Below are 18,130 nucleotides of genomic sequence, written 5' to 3'. Positions count from 1 at the left end.
CCACCCGATGACCTCTCCCGCCGTGCGCCTGCCGGGCGATCCACCGGGCGGCAGGCGGGCCGTGCTCGTCTGGTCCGTCGGCGTCGCCGTCTACTTCGTCGCCGTCATCTTCCGCACCTCGCTGGGCGTCGCGGGCCTGGACGCCGCCGACCGCTTCCACGTCAACGCCTCCGCCCTGTCGACGTTCTCCATCCTCCAACTGCTCGTGTACGCGGGCATGCAGATACCCGTCGGCCTGATGGTCGACCGGCTCGGCACCAAGAAGGTCCTCACCCTCGGCGTGGTCCTGTTCACCGTCGGGCAGCTCGGCTTCGCCCTCTCGCCGTCGTACGGCACGGCCCTCGCGTCGCGCGCGCTGCTCGGCTGCGGCGACGCCCTGACCTTCATCAGCGTCCTGCGCCTGGGCACGCGCTGGTTCCCCGCGCGGCGCGGCCCGCTCGTCGCGCAGCTCGCGGGCCTGGTCGGCATGGCGGGCAACCTGGTCTCGACGCTGGTCCTCGCCCGCCTCCTGCACGAGGTCGGCTGGACCGCGGCGTTCGCGGGCAGCTCGCTCGCCGGAGTCGTCGTCCTCGTCCTGATGGCGCTGATCCTCAAGGACCACCCCGAGGGCCACGAACCGGAGCCGCCCGCCGCCAGGGCCGCCGACGGCCCCGGCTTCGTACGCAGGCAGATCGCGCTGTCCTGGCGGGAGCCCGGCACCCGGCTCGGCCTGTGGGTGCACTTCACCACGCAGTTCCCGGCGATGGTGTTCCTGCTCCTGTGGGGCCTGCCGTTCCTGGTCGAGGCGCAGGGCCTGTCCCGGGGCGCGGCGGGCGAGCTGCTGACCCTGGTCGTCCTGTCCAACATGGCGATCGGCCTGGTGTACGGCCAGATCGTGGCCCGGCACCACACGGCACGGCTGCCGCTGGCGCTCGGCACGGTGGCGGCGACCGCGGTGGTGTGGGCGGCCATGCTGGCGTACCCCGGGGAGCACGCGCCGCTGTGGGTGCTGGTCGTGGCCTGTGTCGTCCTGGGGGCCTGCGGGCCCGCCTCGATGATCGGCTTCGACTTCGCCCGGCCCGCGAACCCGCCGGAGCGGCAGGGCACGGCGTCCGGCATCACCAACATGGGCGGCTTCATCGCGTCGATGACGACGTTGCTCGCGATCGGCGTGCTCCTCGACGCGACGGACCAGGACTACCGCGTCGCGTTCGCGGCGGTCTTCGTCCTCCAGGCGCTCGGCGTCAGCCAGATCCTGCGGCTGCGCCGCCGGGCGGCCCGGCGGGAGCGGGAGCGGCTGGTCGCCAGCCGGGTGGAGACGCTGCACGTACCGGCGGCCTGAGGCGCCACCCGCGAGCGGGAGGGGGCGTCCCCTCCCTGCCGCCTGTCAGGGCGTGACCGCGAAGTTCTTCAGGATCGCGTCGCCGAGGTCCGGGTCGCCCTCGACCTTCACCCGGTCCGCCACCGCCGCGTACGACACCCGTCCGCAGGCGAGCCGGTAGTAGGTCTCCCAGTCCATGCCGATGGTGGCCAGCGGGCCGAGCGAGGGGGTGTTGTCCACGGTGCCCTTGCCCGCCGCGTCGACGCGGACCGTGCGCAGGAACTCCACCGGGCCCGCCACGTCGAAGACGACCGCCGAGTTGGCCGGGGCGCCCGCCCGCTGGGCGACGACCTCCGGCAGGTCGGCGAGGAGCACGTCACGGGCCACGTACGCCCCCGGGGACTCCAGGTCTCCGGGCTTCCTCAGAGCCATCCGCAGGTCCTGCTCGTGCACCCACACGTCGAACGCCCGCGTCCGCATGGCCACTTCCAGGGTCAGCTCCGAACCGAGGGGCCCGCGCACCGTCGCCGACGGCTCCCGCGACTCGTTCCGCAGCTGACGGCCGCGGCGGATGATGGTGTACTCCAGCTCCGCGGTCATCTCCGGCGCGGTGTGGTGGCGGCGGACGTCCACCTGCATCTCCATGTACCGCTGGCTGTCGGTGCGCACGTGGTACAGGTCGCGGGGCAGGGTGTGGATGGGGCGGGGGTCGCCGAGCATCTCGCAGTCGAGGCCGATGACGTGGGAGACGATGTCCCGGACCGACCAGCCCGGGCAGGGAGTTGGCTGGTTCCATTCGCCTTCGACGAGCGGGGACACCAGCTCGGATATCGCTTCCACGGCGTGCGTCCAGGCATCGGCGTAGGTTTGCAGGCTGGGATGGAGACTCACGGGACCCCTCGGCGGTCGTACGCGGGCGGTGGGTGTCTTGGGGGCTTAAGTTACGCTGCCCGTGGGCACCCCGGCAGTGCTTTCGTGTGACGATCGTAGGCCTACTTGACGGTTCGAATGCCAGGACGGTGGTACGGTGCGCGCCTCTCTCCTTCAGATCGCCGTGGACGACGGCGAGTCCGTCGCCTCCCGCCGTGCGCGCGTCTCCGCGCTGATCGGTGAGGTCGCCGCGCGGGAGGGCGCCGACCTGCTCGTCCTGCCGGAGCTGTGGACCACCGGGGCGTTCGGGTACGAGGCCTTCGCGGCGGAGGCCGAGCCGCTGGAGGGTCCGACGTACGAGGCGATGGCCAAGGCCGCGAGCGACGCGGGCGTGTGGCTGCACGCCGGGTCCATCCCCGAGCGGGACCCTGAGGGCCCCCTCTACAACACCTCCCTGGTCTTCTCGCCCTCCGGTGAGCTGGCCGCCGCCTACCGCAAGATCCACCGCTTCGGCTTCGACCAGGGCGAGGCGGTGCTGATGAGCGCGGGCACCGAACTGGTCACCGTGCGGGCGGGTGAGACCGTGCTCGGCCTCGCCACCTGCTACGACCTGCGCTTCCCCGAGCTGTTCCGGGGCCTGGTGGACCGGGGCGCGGAGGTGTTCGTGGTGCCCGCGGGCTGGCCCGCGCGGCGCCGCGCCCACTGGTCGCTGCTGGCGCGGGCGCGGGCGGTGGAGGACCAGGCGTTCGTCCTGGCGTGCGGGACGGCGGGGGCGCACGCCGGGGTGGAGCAGGCCGGGGCCAGCGTGGTCGTCGACCCGTGGGGCGAGGTCCTGGCCGAGGCGGACGGCACCGCGGAGCAGGTCCTCACCGTGGACGTCCCGCTGGCGCGGGTCGCCGAAACGCGGGCCCAGTTCCCGGCCCTGAAGGACCGCCAGCTCTGACACCCGCCCGGCACCCGGGCGCACCGCCAGCCATTCCACGCACCCGGCACTCGGGCGGGCTGTGCCCACCCGTCCCGCCCTGCGGGACGCCTGCCCACAGCCGGGACGGCGGTCAGTCGCCGACGGCGGTCAGCCCCCGCGAGGGGCGTTCGCCTGGTAGCAGGGGGTGACGGGTGGGCGGGTGGGAAAGGCCGCGCACCACGCACCCGCAGCCGAGAAGGGACCCCTCACCCCTCACCCCTCACGGGAGTGATCCCGTTCGGTGAGCCGGATGACGCAGACGGTCACGGCCAGCAGCAGCGCCGGATCCGCGTCCTCCCGGACCACCTGGACGCCGTAGGTGTCCCGGACGGTGAACCACCGGCGCGAGACGTCCGCCAGCAGCTCCCCCTCGTACTCGATGGCGAACTCCCGGTCGAGGATCTTGCCGCTGACGTCGAGTTCCGTGCCGTCGACCAGGGACACCCGGTAGTGGTTCCGCAGCAGGGACAGCCGCTTGCGGCGCACCGTGGCGAGCGGCTCGCCCTCCCGCTCGATCACCATGGTGTCGCGGAGGGCGAGCATCTTCGCCCGGATGGTGACGAGCACCCGCCCCCGCGTGTCCTTCAGCTCGAAGGTGTCCCGCAGCCGCATGGCCTTGCCGTCGACGAGGTAGACCTTGCGGCCCCGGTCGTCCTCGATCCAGTAGTCGTCCCCGATGCCGAAGACCCGGTCGCGTACGAGAAGTCTCATACCGCCATGAGTACCCGCGAAGGGGACGTTCTCCCGGGGACTCCCGGGAGGGCCCCGGGCGTCAGCCTTCGAGGAAGGCGCGGAGCGCGTCGGCCAGCATGGGCGGGTCGTCCACGCCGCACAGCTCGCGCGCGCTGTGCATGGACAGGATCGCGACGCCGATGTCGACGGTCTTGATGCCGTGCCGCGCGGCGGTGATGGGGCCGATCGTGGTGCCGCAGGGCATCGCGTTGTTGGACACGAAGGACTGGAACGGCACGCCCGCCTTCTCGCACGCGGCGGCGAACACGGCGCGGCCGCCGCCGTCCGTGGCGTACCGGTTGTTGACGTTCACCTTGAGGATGGGGCCGCGGTTGGCGCGCGGGTGGTGGGTGGGGTCGTGCCGCTCGGCGTAGTTGGGGTGCACGGCGTGACCGGTGTCGGAGGACAGGCAGACCGTGCCCGCGAAGGCCCGCGCCTTGTCCTCGTACCCGCCGCCGCGGGCGAACACCGAGCGCTCCAGGACCCCGCCGAGCAGCGGTCCGTCGGCGCCGGTGTCGGACTGGGAGCCGTTCTCCTCGTGGTCGAAGGCGGCGAGGACCGGGATGTACGGCAGGGCGTCCGCGCCGGGCGCGGTGGCGACGGCGGCGAGCGCCGCCGTACCGGCGTGCACGGACAGCAGGTTGTCCATGCGGGGACCGGCGAGCAGTTCGCGGTCGCGGCCCAGGTAAGCGGGCGGCTCCACGGAGTGCGTCATCAGGTCCCAGCCGGTCGCCTCGCCGGGGGCGAGGCCGCACTCCTCCTCGACGAAGCGGATCAGGTCGCCCTCGCGGACGTCGTCACCGAGGCCCCAGATGGGCTGCATGTGCTTCTGCTTGTCGAGCTTGAGGCCCTCGGTGTGCACCGAACGGTCCATGTGGATGGCCAGTTGGGGCACGCGGAGCAGTGGCCGGTCGACGTTGACCAGGCGGGTCGAGCCGTCGCGGAGGGTGAGGCGCCCGGCGAGGCCGAGGTCGCGGTCGAGCCAGGAGTTGAGCAGCGGCCCGCCGTAGATCTCCACGGCGACCTGGCGCCAGCCGTGCGCGCCCGCGTCCGGCAGCGGCTTCACCCGCAGGTTCGGGGAGTCGGTGTGGGCGCCGACGATCCGGAACGGGGTGTGGGCGGCGGCGCCCTCCGGGACGTACCACGCGATGATCGCGCCACCGCGCAGCACGTACTTGCCGCCGCTGGCGGCCTCCCAGGCGTCGGTCTCCTCGACCTGCCTGAAACCGGCCTTCTCCAGCCGCTCGGCCGCGCTCGCCACGGCGTGGTACGGCGACGGGCTCGCCGCCAGGAAGGACATCAGGTCGTCGGTGTGACCGCGGTCGAAACGGGGGCGTGTGCTCATGCCGTTCAGACTAACCAGGCCCCGGGCGGATCCCCCGTGGGTTCCCACCCTGGCCTTTCCCTGGTCTTTCCCCGCCTGCCCTTCCCTGGAGAACGCCTCCAGCAGGGACGGGCAGGCGGGACGGAAGCGAGCGCGGACCGCGCCCGGCCGGGGTGAGGCCCCGGAAGCCTAGAAGGCCTCCTCCGGCAGCTCCATCAGGTCGAGGGACACGCCCTCGGAGAGGGCGCGCTGCGTGGCGACGCCCGGCAGCACGTTCGCCGCGAAGAACTTCGCCGCGGCGATCTTGCCCTGGTAGAAGGGCACGTCCTTGGCGGCGGCGCCCGCCAGCCGCTCCACGGCCACGGCCGCGCCGCGCAGCAGCAGGTAGCCGACGACGACGTCACCGGAGGCCATCAGCAGGCGGGTGGTGTTGAGGCCGACCTTGTAGATGGACTTGACGTCCTTCTCGGTGGCGGCGAGGTCGGTCAGCATGACGCCGACGATCGCCTCCAGCTCGACGGCGGCCTTGGCCAGCTCCTCGCGGGCCCCGGCCAGCTCGTCGCCGCCGGTGCCGACGGCGAGGAACTTCTTGATCTCCTCGGCCAGCGAGTTCAGCGCGGCGCCCTGGTTGCGGACGATCTTCCGGAAGAAGAAGTCCTGGCCCTGGATGGCCGTGGTGCCCTCGTAGAGGGTGTCGATCTTGGCGTCGCGGATGTACTGCTCGATCGGGTACTCCTGGAGGTACCCGGAGCCGCCGAAGGTCTGGAGGGACTGGGCGAGCTGCTCGTAGGCCTTCTCCGAGCCGTAGCCCTTGACGATCGGCAGGAGGAGGTCGTTGAGGGCGTGCAGGGCGCTCGCGTCCTCGCCCGCCGCCTCCTTGACCGCGATGTCGTCCTGGATCGCCGCGGTGTACAGGACGAGGGCGCGCATGCCCTCCGCGTACGCCTTCTGCGTCATCAGGGAGCGGCGCACGTCCGGGTGGTGAGTGATCGTTACCTTGGGCGCGGTCTTGTCCATGAACTGGGCGAGGTCGGGGCCCTGGACGCGCTCCTTGGCGTACTCCAGGGCGTTCAGGTACCCCGTCGACAGGGTGGAGATCGCCTTCGTGCCGACCATCATGCGGGCGAACTCGATGATGCGGAACATCTGGCGGATGCCGTCGTGCTTGTCGCCGATCAGCCAGCCCTTGGCGGGGTGGCGGTCGCCGAAGGTCATCTCGCACGTGTTGGACGCCTTGAGGCCCATCTTGTGCTCGACGTTCGTCGCGTAGACGCCGTTGCGCTCGCCCAGCTCGCCGGTCTCCCAGTCGAACTCGTACTTCGGTACGAGGAACAGGGACAGGCCCTTGGTGCCGGGGCCCGCGCCCTCGGGGCGGGCGAGGACGTAGTGGAGGATGTTCTCCGACATGTCGTGCTCGCCGGACGTGATGAAGCGCTTCACGCCCTCGATGTGCCAGGAGCCGTCCTCCTGCTCCACGGCCTTGGTGCGGCCCGCGCCCACGTCCGAACCGGCGTCCGGCTCGGTGAGCACCATGGTGGAGCCCCACTGCTTCTCGACGGCTATCTCGGCGATCTTCTTCTGCGCCTCGTTGCCCTCCTCGAAGAGGATTCCGGCGAACGCCGGGCCCGAGGAGTACATCCAGACCGCCGGGTTGGAGCCGAGGAGCAGCTCCGCGTACGACCAGATCAGGGAGCGGGGCGAGGTGGTGCCGCCGATCTCCTCGGGCAGGCCCAGGCGCCAGTACTCGGAGTCCATGAAGGCCTGGTAGCTCTTCTTGAACGAGGCCGGGACGGGCGCGGTGTTGGTCTCCGGGTCGAAGACCGGAGGGTTGCGGTCGGCGTCCTCGAAGGACGCGGCCAGCTCGTTCTCGGCGAGGCGGGCCAGCTCGCTGAGGACGCTCTTGGCGGTGTCGACGTCCATCTCCGCGAACGGGCCGGTGCCGTACAGCTTGTCGCGGCCGAGCACCTCGAAGAGGTTGAACTCGATGTCGCGGAGATTCGACTTGTAGTGCCCCATGGCGACGGCTCCGTTAGTGACTCGGGAGGCAGGACCTCTAGTGCGTACCAGTAAGTAGCAAGTGGGCTCCCATGATGCTACCCACCAGTAATAAGGGGCAACCCCTGATGGGCCAAGTGTGAGCTGGCTCGCCCGCGGGGCCGGGCGGGGTGCGTCGACGCCGCCTTCTGTCACAGTCGCGTCGCGGAGAGTGACGGGCTGTCGGCGGGCAGGCGTTCCTGGATTCCCGATAAACGACCTTTCGACAAACTTCGAAACTCCTTCCAGGTTCGCCGTGGAGACGGTGGAATGGTGCTTGCTCGCGGACGGCGGGCAACAAAAAACGGGAGACAAAATGCGTCGCAGGATTGCCGTGGCACTGGGTGTGTCCGCGCTCGTTTCCATCGGTTCGCTGGGGCTGACCACCACGGCCACCGCCGCGCCCACTCAGCCGTCGGGTGCGTCGGCCGGGGTGTTCCGCGGGTGGGAGCACGACAACTTCACGGGACGCCATGCCGACTTTTACGACACGTTCTCGGAACTGGGTCAAAAGAACTGGGAGGCCACGAATGTGAAGGCCCAGAACGGCATCAGTTCTGTGGAGAACCAGAGCGACAGCAACGTCGTCCTGTACGACATCGGTTCCGCCTGTGTCGGGGACAACTACTTTTCCGCCAAGCACACCAACGACGGGAACCTCACCAACAACGGCTTCGATAACAAGGCGAGCTGCGTCAAGTTCGTCTGATGCGTGAAGTGGCACCGCCGGTGCGTCGGCGGTGCCACTTCCCTTCCGGGAGTTCACCATGCCGCGACGTTGGATTCCGCTCTCGCTGGCCGCACTGGCCACGGCCATGGCGGTCGGCTGTTCCTCCTCGGCCGACACCGAACACGGAGTGCGCACCATCCCGAAACCCGCCCCCATGCCGTGGGCGCCCCCGCCCTCCCAGCAGGTCAGGGAACTCTCCCTGCCGTTCGACCGGTACCAGGTCTCGGTCAACGAGATCTACTACGCGGAGAAGGCCCAGGACGTACTGGTCCGAGCCTGCATGAAGCGGCGCGGATTCGCCTGGCCCACCATCGACAACACCGAGAGGTTCGTGGACCTGCGGAACAGGCGGCGCTACGGAGTCATCGAGAAGGACGTGGCGAAGGCCCTCGGCTACCGGCCCAACCCCACGCTCCTTGGGTCCACGTCGGTGACGGCCAGGAAGTTCGCGCGGGACAGGGCACTGTCCAAGGACCAGCGGGCCGCCGCCGCGGACCCCCGTACGGGGTGCCAGGTGCGGGCGCACCGCCGACTGCGGGCACAGGTCAAGGAGCCGGACGCGTCGAGGCTCAGCGAACTCTCCGGGCGTGGCCTGAAGCAGGCCATGGGGAGCCCGGCCGTGCGGTCGGCCCTGCGCGCCTGGAGGCAGTGCATGGCGGACAGGGGACACCGCTACGCCGATCCGTACGCGGCGTCCGTGGACAAGCGGTGGGGCAAGGGGGACCGGGCCACCAGGGCCGAGAAGTCCGTGGCCGTCGCCGATGTGCTCTGCAAGGAGAAGACGTCCCTGGTCACGAAGTGGGCGGCCGCGGAGCGCGCGTACCAGCGGCAGCAGATACGGAAGCACCCCGGCTACTTCGCGGATCTGCTGCGGGCCAAGGACGGCTACCTCGACGCCGCCCGTGACGTCCTTGAGCGGCGGAGGTCCTAGGGCCGCCCCGGGGCCTCCCGCGGCGGCCGGAAGGCTTCCTCAGTAGGCCGACAGCCGCGTGGCCAGGTAATAGACGCGATTTCCCGCGCGGCGGCGGCTTACGAGGCCCGCGTCGTACAGGCGGCTCAGGTGGTAGGAGACCGTCGACGGGCTCAGATGGTGGGTGCGGGCCAGCTCGGTGGTGGTGCGGGCCTCGGACAGCGACCGCAGCAGCCGCTGCCGGGGCTCGCCCAGCATGCTCCGCCGGTTCTCGTCGCCTGGGCCGCTCACGGCCTCGCCCTCCGTCGAGTAGACGAGCATGAGGCCCGCCCCGGGGATCGACCGCGCCCACACCCCGCTGCGCGCGCAGTTGGCGTGCGGATACAGGAGCACCGGGCCGTCGACCTCGGCGCGGGCCGCCGTCGACAGGCCCCGGGCGGTGAGGGTGAGCCGTCCGCCGTCGTACCGCACGTGGGGGTGGAGGCCGTTCAGCATGCTGGAGATCCCGCGCCGCGCCATGACCCCGGTGTGCCAGCTCGTGTCCCCTTGCAAAAGGCCCTTGAGTCCGGGCCAGGTCTGCTCGGACAGCATGTTCCATAACGACTCGAACTCGAACTTCAACCGGCCCACGACATAGCTTTCACTGCGTTCGAGGAGATCCTGCGTCCGGGACAGCGGAAGCCTTTTCCACGCCCCCGCCGACGGGGTGGCGCGGACGCGCGCCCTGATGATGTGGGCCACCCTTTCGGCATCTCCGTCCAGGAACGCGACCTCTTCTTCGAAGGGCATCTCGAAATCCTCCGCGAGGAGTCCGTTCATATCGGGGAAGAAGACTTCGGGGTGCGGTCTCCCCAGTATCGTTCCGACGGTGATGTCGAGCTGCTCCCGCAGTGCGAACCGCTGCATGAGGTCGCTTTCGGTGTGTCCGCTCCTGGCGTTCTCCTTCGAGAACAGCGAGAGCAGATGGAGGAGCGGCGAGAAGGAAAATCTCGTATGGCCGATCGAATGAGCGCTGAGTGTGTAGTCGAGCATTCTTCCTCCGTGGTCGGTGTGCCGGTGGGGCGGCGCTGGTCCGGGGGGCCGTTCAGACGGTGTGAGCGGACGCGGGACGGAACAGGGGAGGCCCGCGGCGCGTGCCGGGCGGTACGCCGTCCTCCTCGCGCTGACCTGAGGGGTTCTCGATCTGCCGATCCCGGCCCGTGCCATGCGTTTGCGCTTGCGCTTGCCAGGAATATGCCCGCGGGGCTGGTGCTCGACCGCCTGCGAAAGGGCCAGCTTCGGTCGAGTGCGACGGGAGGGGCGACGGGGGTTTCCGGCGTCCCGAACGTTCTTACGTCGTAGTAAAGGCGGCGAAATCACCGACAGGAATGACTTGTTCCGTGCGGTCGCCGAGATTCCGCGGCCCGTTTCGGGTGACCGGAAAGCCGCGTGCCTCGCTGCGGGCCGGGGCTCGATGAGGTGCCGACCAGGGGCCCGGGGCGGGCGGGTGCGAGGCCGGACTCTCCTGGGCCCCCGCGGGGGTCGGTACGCTGGAGGGCATGTACGGCTACGACCAGCACGCCGGTGCCGGGCAGGGGTACGCCCCGCCCCAACAGCCGCCGCAGCATGCGCAGATGCCCGGTGGTTACGGCCAGCAGGCCCCGCTGTATCCCGAGCCGTCGCCGCCCTCGCTCGCGGACGCGGTGCGCGCGTTCACGACGGGGTCGATGTCGGCCGAGGACTTCCAGCAGGTCTTCGCGACGTCGAAGGTGTACTGCCCGCGCGGTGACAACCCGGGCTTCCTCGCGCTGCACAACACGCAGCAGCCGGTCATCCCCATGTTCACGTCGCTCAAGGAGCTGCGCCGGTACGCGGGCAAGGACTCCAAGTACTTCGTGATCACCGGCGCCGAGGTGATCGACCTGCTGCCGACCGGCTACGGCTTCGTCCTCGACATGGAGGGCGAGCACCGCATGGTCTTCGACGCGAAGGCCGTGGAGCAGATGGTCGACTTCGCGATGCGCCGGATGTACGGCTGACCCTGCGGGAAGGCTGGGCGGTTCCGCGTCCCGGCGGTGCCCTGTGCTGGCCTGCCCTGGTGCCGTCTGATCGGCCTGCGGCCTCGTCCTCAAACGCCGGACGGGCTGTTTCGTCTCCTCGTTGTTTGTCAGGTGCATGTCACTGCGTGCGCGTTCCGGTCAGTCGTGTCTTCGGGGCGGCCGGGAGCGGGAATGCCGTCGGGCTGTGCCGCGTTCCCAGTGGCAGAAAGTTCTACGTTCAACTAATCTGAGCGTACAAGGAGGTCCGAACCATGCCTGCAGTGACCGTTGAGAACCCGCTGACCCTGCCCCGGGTCACCGTTCCGGCCGAGGCCAAGGCCCGCCCCGTGCTCGCCGTGACCACCGCGCCGAGCGGCTTCGAGGGCGAGGGGTTCCCGGTGCGCCGGGCGTTCGCCGGGATCAACTACAAGTACCTCGACCCGTTCATCATGATGGACCAGATGGGCGAGGTGGAGTACGCGGCCGGGGAGCCCAAGGGCACGCCCTGGCACCCCCACCGCGGCTTCGAGACCGTCACGTACCTGATCGACGGCACGTTCGTCCACCAGGACTCCAACGGTGGCGGCGGCACCATCCAGAACGGCGACACCCAGTGGATGACCGCGGGCTCGGGCCTGCTGCACATCGAGGCGCCGCCGGAGTCCCTCGTCATGTCCGGCGGCCTCTTCCACGGCCTCCAGCTGTGGGTCAACCTGCCCGCCAAGGACAAGATGATGGACCCCCGCTACCAGGACATCCGCGGCGGCCAGGTCAAGCTGCTGACCTCCCCGGACGGCGGCGCGCTCCTGCGCGTCATCGCCGGTGGGCTCGACGGCCACGAGGGCCCCGGCATCACGCACACCCCGATCACGATGATCCACGCGACCGTGCGCCCCGGCGCCGAGGTCACCCTGCCCTGGCGGGAGGACTTCAACGGCCTCGCGTACGTGCTCGCCGGGCGCGGCACCGTCGGCGCCGAGCGCCGCCCGATCCAGCTCGGCCAGACCGCCGTCTTCGGCTCCGGCGGCTCCCTGACCGTCCGGGCCGACGACAAGCAGGACTCCCACACCCCGGACCTGGAGGTCGTCCTGCTCGGCGGGCTGCCGATCCGGGAGCCGATGGCGCACTACGGGCCGTTCGTCATGAACACCCGCGCCGAGCTGCAGCAGGCCTTCGAGGACTACCAGAAGGGACTGCTCGGCTCGGTGCCCGCGGTGCACGGCATGTCCGGCTCGTGACCCGCTCCTGACCGGCGACGGCAGGTGACACGGCGCCGCCCGGCCGCCCCTCCCGGGCACCCCCGCCCCGTACGGCGTACACCCCCGTGCGGGGCGGGCCGCGCCATGATCCGGTGGAGGCGTGCGCACCCTCCTGCCCCCGCCGGTCCAGCGCGTCGCCGCCTGGTGCGTCGTGATCCTGCTCCTGGCCGGGGTGGCCTGGGTGGGGATCCGGCTGTGCGTCGAGTTCAAGACGGCCGTCACGCCCGTGCTGCTCGCGCTGCTCGGCACGGCCCTGCTCGGGCCGATGCACCGGCGGCTCGTCGCGGCGGGCGTCCACCGGTCGATGGCCGCCGGGGTCACCTGCCTCGCGGTGCTCGCCGTGGTCGGCGGCGCCGTGTACATCGTGGTCGCCGCGCTCATCGACACCGGCGACCAGATCGTCGCCTCCCTCAAGGACGCGGCCCAGTCCCTCGCCGAGCACTTCGGCGCCGCCGGGACCTCCCTCGACGACCTCGCCTCCAACGCCAAGGAACTGCTCGGGAAGTTCGGCGGGACCGCCGCGTCCGGGGTGGTCAGCGGGCTCAGCGTGGTCGGCGAGATGATCGCCACCGCCGTGCTCGCGCTGCTGCTCGTCTTCTTCTTCCTGCGCGACTCCCACAAGGCCGCCGACACGCTGCGCGCCCTGGTGCCCGCGCACTCCGGGGACACCGCGGAGGCCATGGCCCGGCGGGCCTTCACCGCCGTCGAGGGCTTCATGCGCGGCACCACGTTCATCGCGCTCATCGACGCCGTCTGCATCACCGTCGGCCTGCTGGTCCTCGGCGTGCCCGGGGCCGCCGGGCTCGGGGCGCTGGTGTTCGTCGGCGCCTACATCCCGTATCTGGGGGCGTTCCTTTCGGGGGCGATCGCCGTCCTGGTGGCGCTCGCCGACCGGGGCTTCGCCATCGCGCTGTGGGCGCTCGGCGTGGTGCTCGCGGTGCAGGTCCTGGAGGGGCACGTGCTCCAGCCGGTGATCCAGAGCCGGACCGTGCAGATGCACCCGGCGGTGGTGATGCTCGCCATCACCGCGGGCGCGTCCGTCGCCGGGATCATCGGGATGCTGCTGGCGGTGCCGCTGACGGCCGCCGCGTTCGGGGTGATCAGCGAGATGCGCGCCCGCTACGCCGAGAAGGGGCCGCCTTCGCCAGCCGGGGTGTCCGGGGCGCCCGGGCCGTCCGGGGCATCCGGAGTGTCCGGGCCGTCCGGGCCGTCCGGGTCATCTGGTGCATCTGGAGCCTCCGGGGCCTCCGGTGTCTCCGGTGCCGACGCCTCGTAGAGCTCGAACCAGATGCTCTTGCCCTCGCCGCGCGGGTCCACGCCCCAGCGGTCGGCGAGCAGGTCCATCAGGACCAGGCCGCGCCCGGACGAGGCCAGCTCCCCGGGGTGCCGCTTGTGCGGCAGGTCGTCGCTGCCGTCGGCGACCTCCGCGCGCAGCCTGCGGGCGCCCTGGTCGCCGGTGACCTCCGCGACGAGCAGCGCGTCGCCGTCGGTGTGCACCAGGACGTTGGTGATCATCTCGGAGATCAGCAGCACCGCCGAGTCGACCTGGTCGGGGTCCGCCCAGTCGTGCAGCAGGTCGCGCAGGTGCCCCCGGGCGCCCGCGACGCGCTCCGGCTCGGCCTGGGCGATGGTCAGCATGGTGCGCCGGACGCGGGCGCGCTGCTCGGGGCGGCCGGTGCGGCGCAGCAGCAGGAGCGCTATGTCGTCCTCGCGGCGGTCAGCGAGCGGTCCCGTCGTGTGGTGCGACGACGGCCCGTGTACGGCCTGGACGAGGGCGTCGGCGAGCGTTTCGAGCCCGGCGTCGACGGCGGTCCTGGACTCGGGGCCCGCGTAGCCGTCGTAACCGCCGGGCGGCTCGTGGCCCGTGTGGCCCGCGTGGCCCTCTTCGTGGTCCCTGAGGATGCCGTGGATGCGGGACCAGCCCGTGTCCAGGTCGTGGCCGCCGGTCTCGATCAGGCCGTCCGTGCAGATCAGCATGGTCTCGCCGGGCTCCAGGACGAGCCGGGTGGTGGGGTAGTCGGCGTCCGGGTCGATGCCGAGCGGCAGCCCGCCCGCGATGGGCCGCTGGAGGACCGTTCCGTCGGCCATGCGTATGACGGGCTCCGGGTGGCCCGCGCGGGCGATCTCCAGGACGCCGGTCGCCGGATCGGCCTCCACGTAGAGGCAGGTCGCGAAGCGCGGGTCGGTGCCCGTGTGGTCCCGGGTGTCCGTGGAGCCGAAGCTGATGCCGTCCGTGATGCCCGACAGGAAGCGGGTGGCGCGGGACAGCACCGCGTCCGGGCGGTGCCCCTCGGACGCGTACGCCCGCAGCGCGATCCGCAGTTGCCCCATCAGGCCCGCCGCGCGCACGTCGTGGCCCTGGACGTCGCCGATGACGAACGCGATGCGGCCGTTGGGCAGCGGGATCATGTCGTACCAGTCGCCGCCGACCTGGAGCCCGCCGCCCGTTGGCACATAGCGGGCGGCGACGCTCAGGCCGGGGATCTCCGGGCCGAGCGTCGGCATCATGGACCGCTGGAGGCCCTCGGTCAGCTCCCGCTCGGACTCCGCGACCCCGGCCCGCGACAGGGCCTGCGCCAGCATCCGGGCGACCGTCGTCAGGACCGAGCGCTCGTCGGGCGTGAACGACACCGGGTAGGTGAACGCCGCCATCCACGCGCCCATCGTGCGGCCCGCCACCGTCAGCGGCAGGAACGCCCACGACTGCCGCTGGAAGCGCGAGGCCAGCGGCCAGGCCGTGGGATAGCGGCGCCGGTACTCGTCCGGCGACGACAGGTACACCGCGCGGCCCGTGCGCAGCACCTCGGCGGCCGGGTAGTCGGTGTCCAGCGGCATGGAGGCGAGGGGGTCGTCGTCGCCGTACCCGTGGTGGCCGTGGTGGCCGACGACCGTCAGCCGGTCGCCGGTCGCGCCGAACACGGCGAGGCCGTCCGGGGAGAACCCGGGCATCGACAGGCCCGCCGCGACCCGCAGCACCTCCTCCGTGGACCGCGCCTCCGCCAGCGCCCGGCCCGCGTCCAGCAGGAACGCCTCCCGGGAGCGGCGCCAGTCGCCCGTCACGGGCGCGCGGGCGGCGGCGCCCGGGGTGGGCTCGCTGACCTCCTGGAGGGTGCCGATCAGTTCGTACGCGTTCGAGGCGGCGTCGTGCACGATCGGCCTGGTCCGGCTGCGGACCGTCCGCAGGACGCGGCGGCCCTGCGCGTCCATGATCCGCAGGCGGGCCTCGGCGAGGGTGCCCTCGGCGACGGCGAGCTGCACGATGCCGTGGATCTCGTTCCAGTCGACGGGGTGGAAGCGGGAGCGGACGCCGACCTCGGTGGTGGTCTGGGCGTGCGGGGGAGCCCGAGCAGGCGGGCCGCCTCCGCGTCCAGGGTGACCGTGCCGCTGGCGTTGTCCCAGCGCCACAGGCCCGTGGCGATGGCGGCGAGGACGTCCTGGACCGGGGGAGCGGGGGGCCCTCCTGCCGGTCGGGCCGTCCCACCTGGTCCTGATCGCGCATTGCCCCACTGTAAGAAGGCGGGGGGCGCCGCCGCCACCGTGGCCCGGCCCGGTGCCTCGCGCAGTCATCGGCCTGCGGCCTCGTCCTCAAACGCCGGACGGGCTGGAAACAGCCCGTCCGGCGTTTGAGGACGAGCGCGAAGCGCGATCTTCGGGGTGCCAGGGGGCTGGCCCCCTGGTTTCGGAGAAGGGGCGGGTCTGGGGCGCCCCCGCGAGGGCCCGGGAGCGGCGTGGCCGCCCGGTACCCTTGGGAGGTCCGGGCCGTGGTCCCGGGTCCGTCGAGGAGAGCAACCTCGGCCCACCCCATTCGAAAGGTCGATGAACGACGATGCATCGGTACAGGTCCCACACCTGCGGTGAGCTCCGCGCCTCTGACGTCGGCACCGACGTCCGACTGAGCGGCTGGCTGCACAATCGCCGAGACCTGGGCGGCATCCTCTTCATCGATCTCCGCGATCACTACGGCATCACCCAGCTCGTGGCCCGCCCGGGCACCGCCGCGTACGAGGCCCTGGACAAGATCTCCAAGGAGTCCACGGTCCGTGTAGACGGCAAGGTTGTTTCACGTGGAACGGACAACGTGAACCCCGAGCTGCCCACCGGCGAGATCGAGGTCGAGGTCGGCGAGGTCGAGCTGCTCGGCGCCGCCGCCCCGCTGCCCTTCACGATCAACGCGGAGGACGGGGTCAACGAGGAGCGCCGCCTGGAGTACCGCTTCCTCGACCTGCGCCGCGAGCGCATGCACCGCAACATCATGCTGCGCTCGGCGGTCATCGCCGCGATCCGCAGCAAGATGGTCTCCCTCGGCTTCAACGAGATGGCGACGCCGATCCTCACGGCCACCTCCCCCGAGGGCGCCCGCGACTTCGTCGTGCCCTCCCGCCTGAACCCGGGCAAGTTCTACGCCCTGCCGCAGGCCCCGCAGCAGTTCAAGCAGCTGCTGATGATCTCCGGCTTCGACCGGTACTTCCAGATCGCGCCCTGCTTCCGCGACGAGGACGCCCGCGCCGACCGCTCGCCGGGCGAGTTCTACCAGCTCGACGTCGAGATGTCCTTCGTCGAGCAGGAGGACGTCTTCCGCCCGATCGAGCAGCTCATGACCGAGCTGTTCACGGAGTTCGGCGGCGGCCGCGAGGTGACCTCGCCGTTCCCGCGCATCCCGTTCCGCGAGGCGATGCTGAAGTACGGCTCGGACAAGCCGGACCTGCGGGCCAAGCTGGAGCTGGTCGACCTCACGGACGTGTTCGCCGACTCGGGCTTCAAGGCCTTCGCGGGCAAGCACGTGCGGGCCCTGCCGGTGCCGGACACGGCCGGGCAGTCCCGGAAGTTCTTCGACGGGCTCGGCGAGTACGCGGTCGAGCAGGGCGCCAAGGGCCTGGCCTGGGTGCGGGTCGGCGAGGACGGCTCGCTCACCGGGCCGATCGCCAAGTTCCTCACCGAGGCGGACGTCGAGGAGCTGACCAAGCGCCTGTCGCTGGCCCCCGGGCACGCCGTGTTCTTCGGCGCGGGCGAGTTCGACGAGGTCTCCAAGATCATGGGCGCGGTGCGGGTCGAGGCCGCGAAGCGGGCCGGGCACTTCGAGGAGGGCGTGTTCCGGTTCTGCTGGATCGTGGACTTCCCCATGTACGAGAAGGACGAGGAGACCGGGAAGATCGACTTCTCCCACAACCCCTTCTCGATGCCGCAGGGCGGCATGAAGGACCTGGAGGAGAAGGACCCGCTGGACATCCTCGCCTGGCAGTACGACATCGTCTGCAACGGCATCGAGCTGTCCTCCGGCGCCATCCGGAACCACGAGCCGGACATCATGCTCAAGGCCTTCGAGATCGCGGGCTACGACCGCGAGACGGTGGAGCAGGAGTTCGCGGGCATGCTGCGGGCGTTCCGGCTCGGGGCGCCGCCGCACGGGGGCATCGCCCCTGGCGTCGACCGGATCGTGATGCTGCTCGCGGACGAGCCGAACATCCGCGAGACCATCGCGTTCCCGTTGAACGGGAACGCGCAGGATCTGATGATGGGGGCGCCCTCCGTGCTGGAGGAGGCTCGGTTGAAGGAGTTGAACATCGCTCTGCGGAAGCCGGTTGCCTCCGGCAAGGAGCAGTAGGGCGGTGCCGTTTGGAGGGGCCCGGGACCTGGCGGTCCCGGGTCCCTTCGTGTGTCCGTCGGCCCTCGCGGGGCGCCCCAGACCCGCCCCTTTTCCCAAAACCAGGGGGCTGCCGCCCCCTGGCACCCCCGCCCTCATCGCCGCTTCGCGGCTCGTCCTCAAGCGCCGGACGGGCTGAGTCATCGCGCTGCGCGCTCGCCCTCAAGCGCCGGGCGGGCTGGATTGTCGCGCTGCGCGCTCGTCCTCAAACGCCGGACGGGCTGAAGTGTCGCGCTGGCGTGCTTGCCCTCCTGTTCGGCCCGGAGGGGGTGGGTGGGGCGGAGGGGTGGGGGCTGGGTGTGGGGGATTGGGGGGTGTTGGGCTCTCCTCAAGGGGTGGGTGGGTCGC

General features: G+C 71.2%; 13 protein-coding genes and 1 pseudogene. 8 read left to right on the top strand and 6 right to left on the bottom strand.

The window, feature by feature from the left end:
* The first annotated feature begins 7 nt into the window (after positions 1–7).
* Positions 8–1,321 (top strand): MFS transporter, encoded by a 1,314-nt coding sequence (locus ACOBQU_RS18760; protein WP_423628465.1) that lies wholly within the window; start codon positions 8–10, stop codon positions 1,319–1,321.
* A 45-nt stretch (positions 1,322–1,366) separates the two neighbouring features.
* Here ACOBQU_RS18760 and ACOBQU_RS18755 read toward each other — a convergent pair whose 3' ends face one another.
* A complete protein-coding gene (locus ACOBQU_RS18755; protein WP_423628464.1) occupies positions 1,367–2,191 on the bottom strand; it encodes a maleylpyruvate isomerase family mycothiol-dependent enzyme in 825 nt (274 codons plus the stop codon).
* A gap of 136 nt (positions 2,192–2,327) precedes the next feature.
* On the opposite strand from ACOBQU_RS18755, the gene ACOBQU_RS18750 reads away from it, so the two are divergent.
* Positions 2,328–3,113 (top strand): carbon-nitrogen family hydrolase, encoded by a 786-nt coding sequence (locus tag ACOBQU_RS18750; RefSeq protein ID WP_423628462.1) that lies wholly within the window; start codon positions 2,328–2,330, stop codon positions 3,111–3,113.
* 234 nt (positions 3,114–3,347) lie between these two features.
* On the opposite strand, the gene ACOBQU_RS18745 is transcribed toward ACOBQU_RS18750, so the two are convergent.
* The 3 genes from ACOBQU_RS18745 to ACOBQU_RS18735 form a co-directional block, all read right to left on the bottom strand.
* Positions 3,348–3,845: an LURP-one-related/scramblase family protein gene (locus tag ACOBQU_RS18745; RefSeq protein WP_423628461.1), complete on the bottom strand. Its 498-nt coding sequence runs from the start codon at positions 3,843–3,845 to the stop codon at positions 3,348–3,350.
* A 61-nt stretch (positions 3,846–3,906) separates the two neighbouring features.
* Complete coding sequence (locus ACOBQU_RS18740) at positions 3,907–5,211, bottom strand: M18 family aminopeptidase (RefSeq protein ID WP_423628459.1); 1,305 nt, start codon at positions 5,209–5,211, stop codon at positions 3,907–3,909.
* 168 nt (positions 5,212–5,379) lie between these two features.
* Positions 5,380–7,206, bottom strand: coding sequence for an acyl-CoA dehydrogenase (locus ACOBQU_RS18735; protein ID WP_423628457.1), 1,827 nt, complete (start codon positions 7,204–7,206; stop codon positions 5,380–5,382).
* A 274-nt stretch (positions 7,207–7,480) separates the two neighbouring features.
* On the opposite strand from ACOBQU_RS18735, the gene ACOBQU_RS18730 reads away from it, so the two are divergent.
* Together ACOBQU_RS18730 and ACOBQU_RS18725 are read left to right on the top strand one after the other, a co-directional pair.
* Positions 7,481–7,933 (top strand): hypothetical protein, encoded by a 453-nt coding sequence (locus ACOBQU_RS18730; protein WP_423628454.1) that lies wholly within the window; start codon positions 7,481–7,483, stop codon positions 7,931–7,933.
* A 58-nt stretch (positions 7,934–7,991) separates the two neighbouring features.
* Positions 7,992–8,885, top strand: coding sequence for a hypothetical protein (locus ACOBQU_RS18725; RefSeq protein WP_423628453.1), 894 nt, complete (start codon positions 7,992–7,994; stop codon positions 8,883–8,885).
* Between the two features lie 39 nt (positions 8,886–8,924).
* On the opposite strand, the gene ACOBQU_RS18720 is transcribed toward ACOBQU_RS18725, so the two are convergent.
* The gene (locus tag ACOBQU_RS18720) at positions 8,925–9,896 is read right to left on the bottom strand and encodes an ArsR/SmtB family transcription factor (RefSeq protein WP_423628451.1); all 972 of its coding nucleotides are present in this window, start codon (positions 9,894–9,896) and stop codon (positions 8,925–8,927) included.
* Positions 9,897–10,402: 506 nt separating this feature from the next.
* On the opposite strand from ACOBQU_RS18720, the gene ACOBQU_RS18715 reads away from it, so the two are divergent.
* The 3 genes from ACOBQU_RS18715 to ACOBQU_RS18705 all read left to right on the top strand — a co-directional run bounded on the left by ACOBQU_RS18715 (position 10,403) and on the right by ACOBQU_RS18705 (position 13,417).
* Positions 10,403–10,882, top strand: a complete 480-nt coding sequence (locus ACOBQU_RS18715; protein ID WP_423628450.1) for an SseB family protein — start codon at positions 10,403–10,405, stop codon at positions 10,880–10,882.
* A gap of 272 nt (positions 10,883–11,154) precedes the next feature.
* Positions 11,155–12,120, top strand: a complete 966-nt coding sequence (locus ACOBQU_RS18710) for a pirin family protein (RefSeq protein ID WP_423628448.1) — start codon at positions 11,155–11,157, stop codon at positions 12,118–12,120.
* A 121-nt stretch (positions 12,121–12,241) separates the two neighbouring features.
* On the top strand, positions 12,242–13,417 hold the full coding sequence (locus ACOBQU_RS18705; protein ID WP_423628447.1) for an AI-2E family transporter: 1,176 nt from the start codon (positions 12,242–12,244) through the stop codon (positions 13,415–13,417).
* On the opposite strand, the pseudogene ACOBQU_RS18700 reads toward ACOBQU_RS18705, so the two are convergent.
* Positions 13,399–15,560 (bottom strand): annotated as a pseudogene (locus ACOBQU_RS18700) (SpoIIE family protein phosphatase); the annotation flags it as partial. The gene ACOBQU_RS18705 and the pseudogene ACOBQU_RS18700 overlap by 19 nt on opposite strands.
* A gap of 407 nt (positions 15,561–15,967) precedes the next feature.
* Here ACOBQU_RS18700 and aspS point away from each other — a divergent pair.
* Positions 15,968–17,743 (top strand): aspartate--tRNA ligase, encoded by a 1,776-nt coding sequence (aspS, locus tag ACOBQU_RS18695; protein WP_423628445.1) that lies wholly within the window; start codon positions 15,968–15,970, stop codon positions 17,741–17,743.
* The last annotated feature ends 387 nt before the right edge of the window (positions 17,744–18,130 follow it).

It is taken from the genome of Streptomyces sp. G45, assembly GCF_049542095.1.
Taxonomy (GTDB): Bacteria; Actinomycetota; Actinomycetes; order Streptomycetales; family Streptomycetaceae; genus Streptomyces.
The sequence above is the reverse complement of the archived record's forward strand: the minus strand, read 5'-3'. Positions and strand labels throughout refer to the sequence as shown.

What these genes read in the sequence shown, in the direction of transcription:
- ACOBQU_RS18760 (WP_423628465.1), top strand. Translation starts at nt 8, where the DNA reads ATGACCTCTCCCGCCGTGCGCCTGCCGGGCGATCCACCGGGCGGCAGG.
- ACOBQU_RS18745 (WP_423628461.1), bottom strand. Translation starts at nt 3,845, where the DNA reads ATGAGACTTCTCGTACGCGACCGGGTCTTCGGCATCGGGGACGACTAC.
- ACOBQU_RS18740 (WP_423628459.1), bottom strand. Translation starts at nt 5,211, where the DNA reads ATGAGCACACGCCCCCGTTTCGACCGCGGTCACACCGACGACCTGATG.
- ACOBQU_RS18735 (WP_423628457.1), bottom strand. Translation starts at nt 7,206, where the DNA reads ATGGGGCACTACAAGTCGAATCTCCGCGACATCGAGTTCAACCTCTTC.
- ACOBQU_RS18725 (WP_423628453.1), top strand. Translation starts at nt 7,992, where the DNA reads ATGCCGCGACGTTGGATTCCGCTCTCGCTGGCCGCACTGGCCACGGCC.
- ACOBQU_RS18720 (WP_423628451.1), bottom strand. Translation starts at nt 9,896, where the DNA reads ATGCTCGACTACACACTCAGCGCTCATTCGATCGGCCATACGAGATTT.
- ACOBQU_RS18715 (WP_423628450.1), top strand. Translation starts at nt 10,403, where the DNA reads ATGTACGGCTACGACCAGCACGCCGGTGCCGGGCAGGGGTACGCCCCG.
- ACOBQU_RS18710 (WP_423628448.1), top strand. Translation starts at nt 11,155, where the DNA reads ATGCCTGCAGTGACCGTTGAGAACCCGCTGACCCTGCCCCGGGTCACC.
- aspS (WP_423628445.1), top strand. Translation starts at nt 15,968, where the DNA reads ATGCATCGGTACAGGTCCCACACCTGCGGTGAGCTCCGCGCCTCTGAC.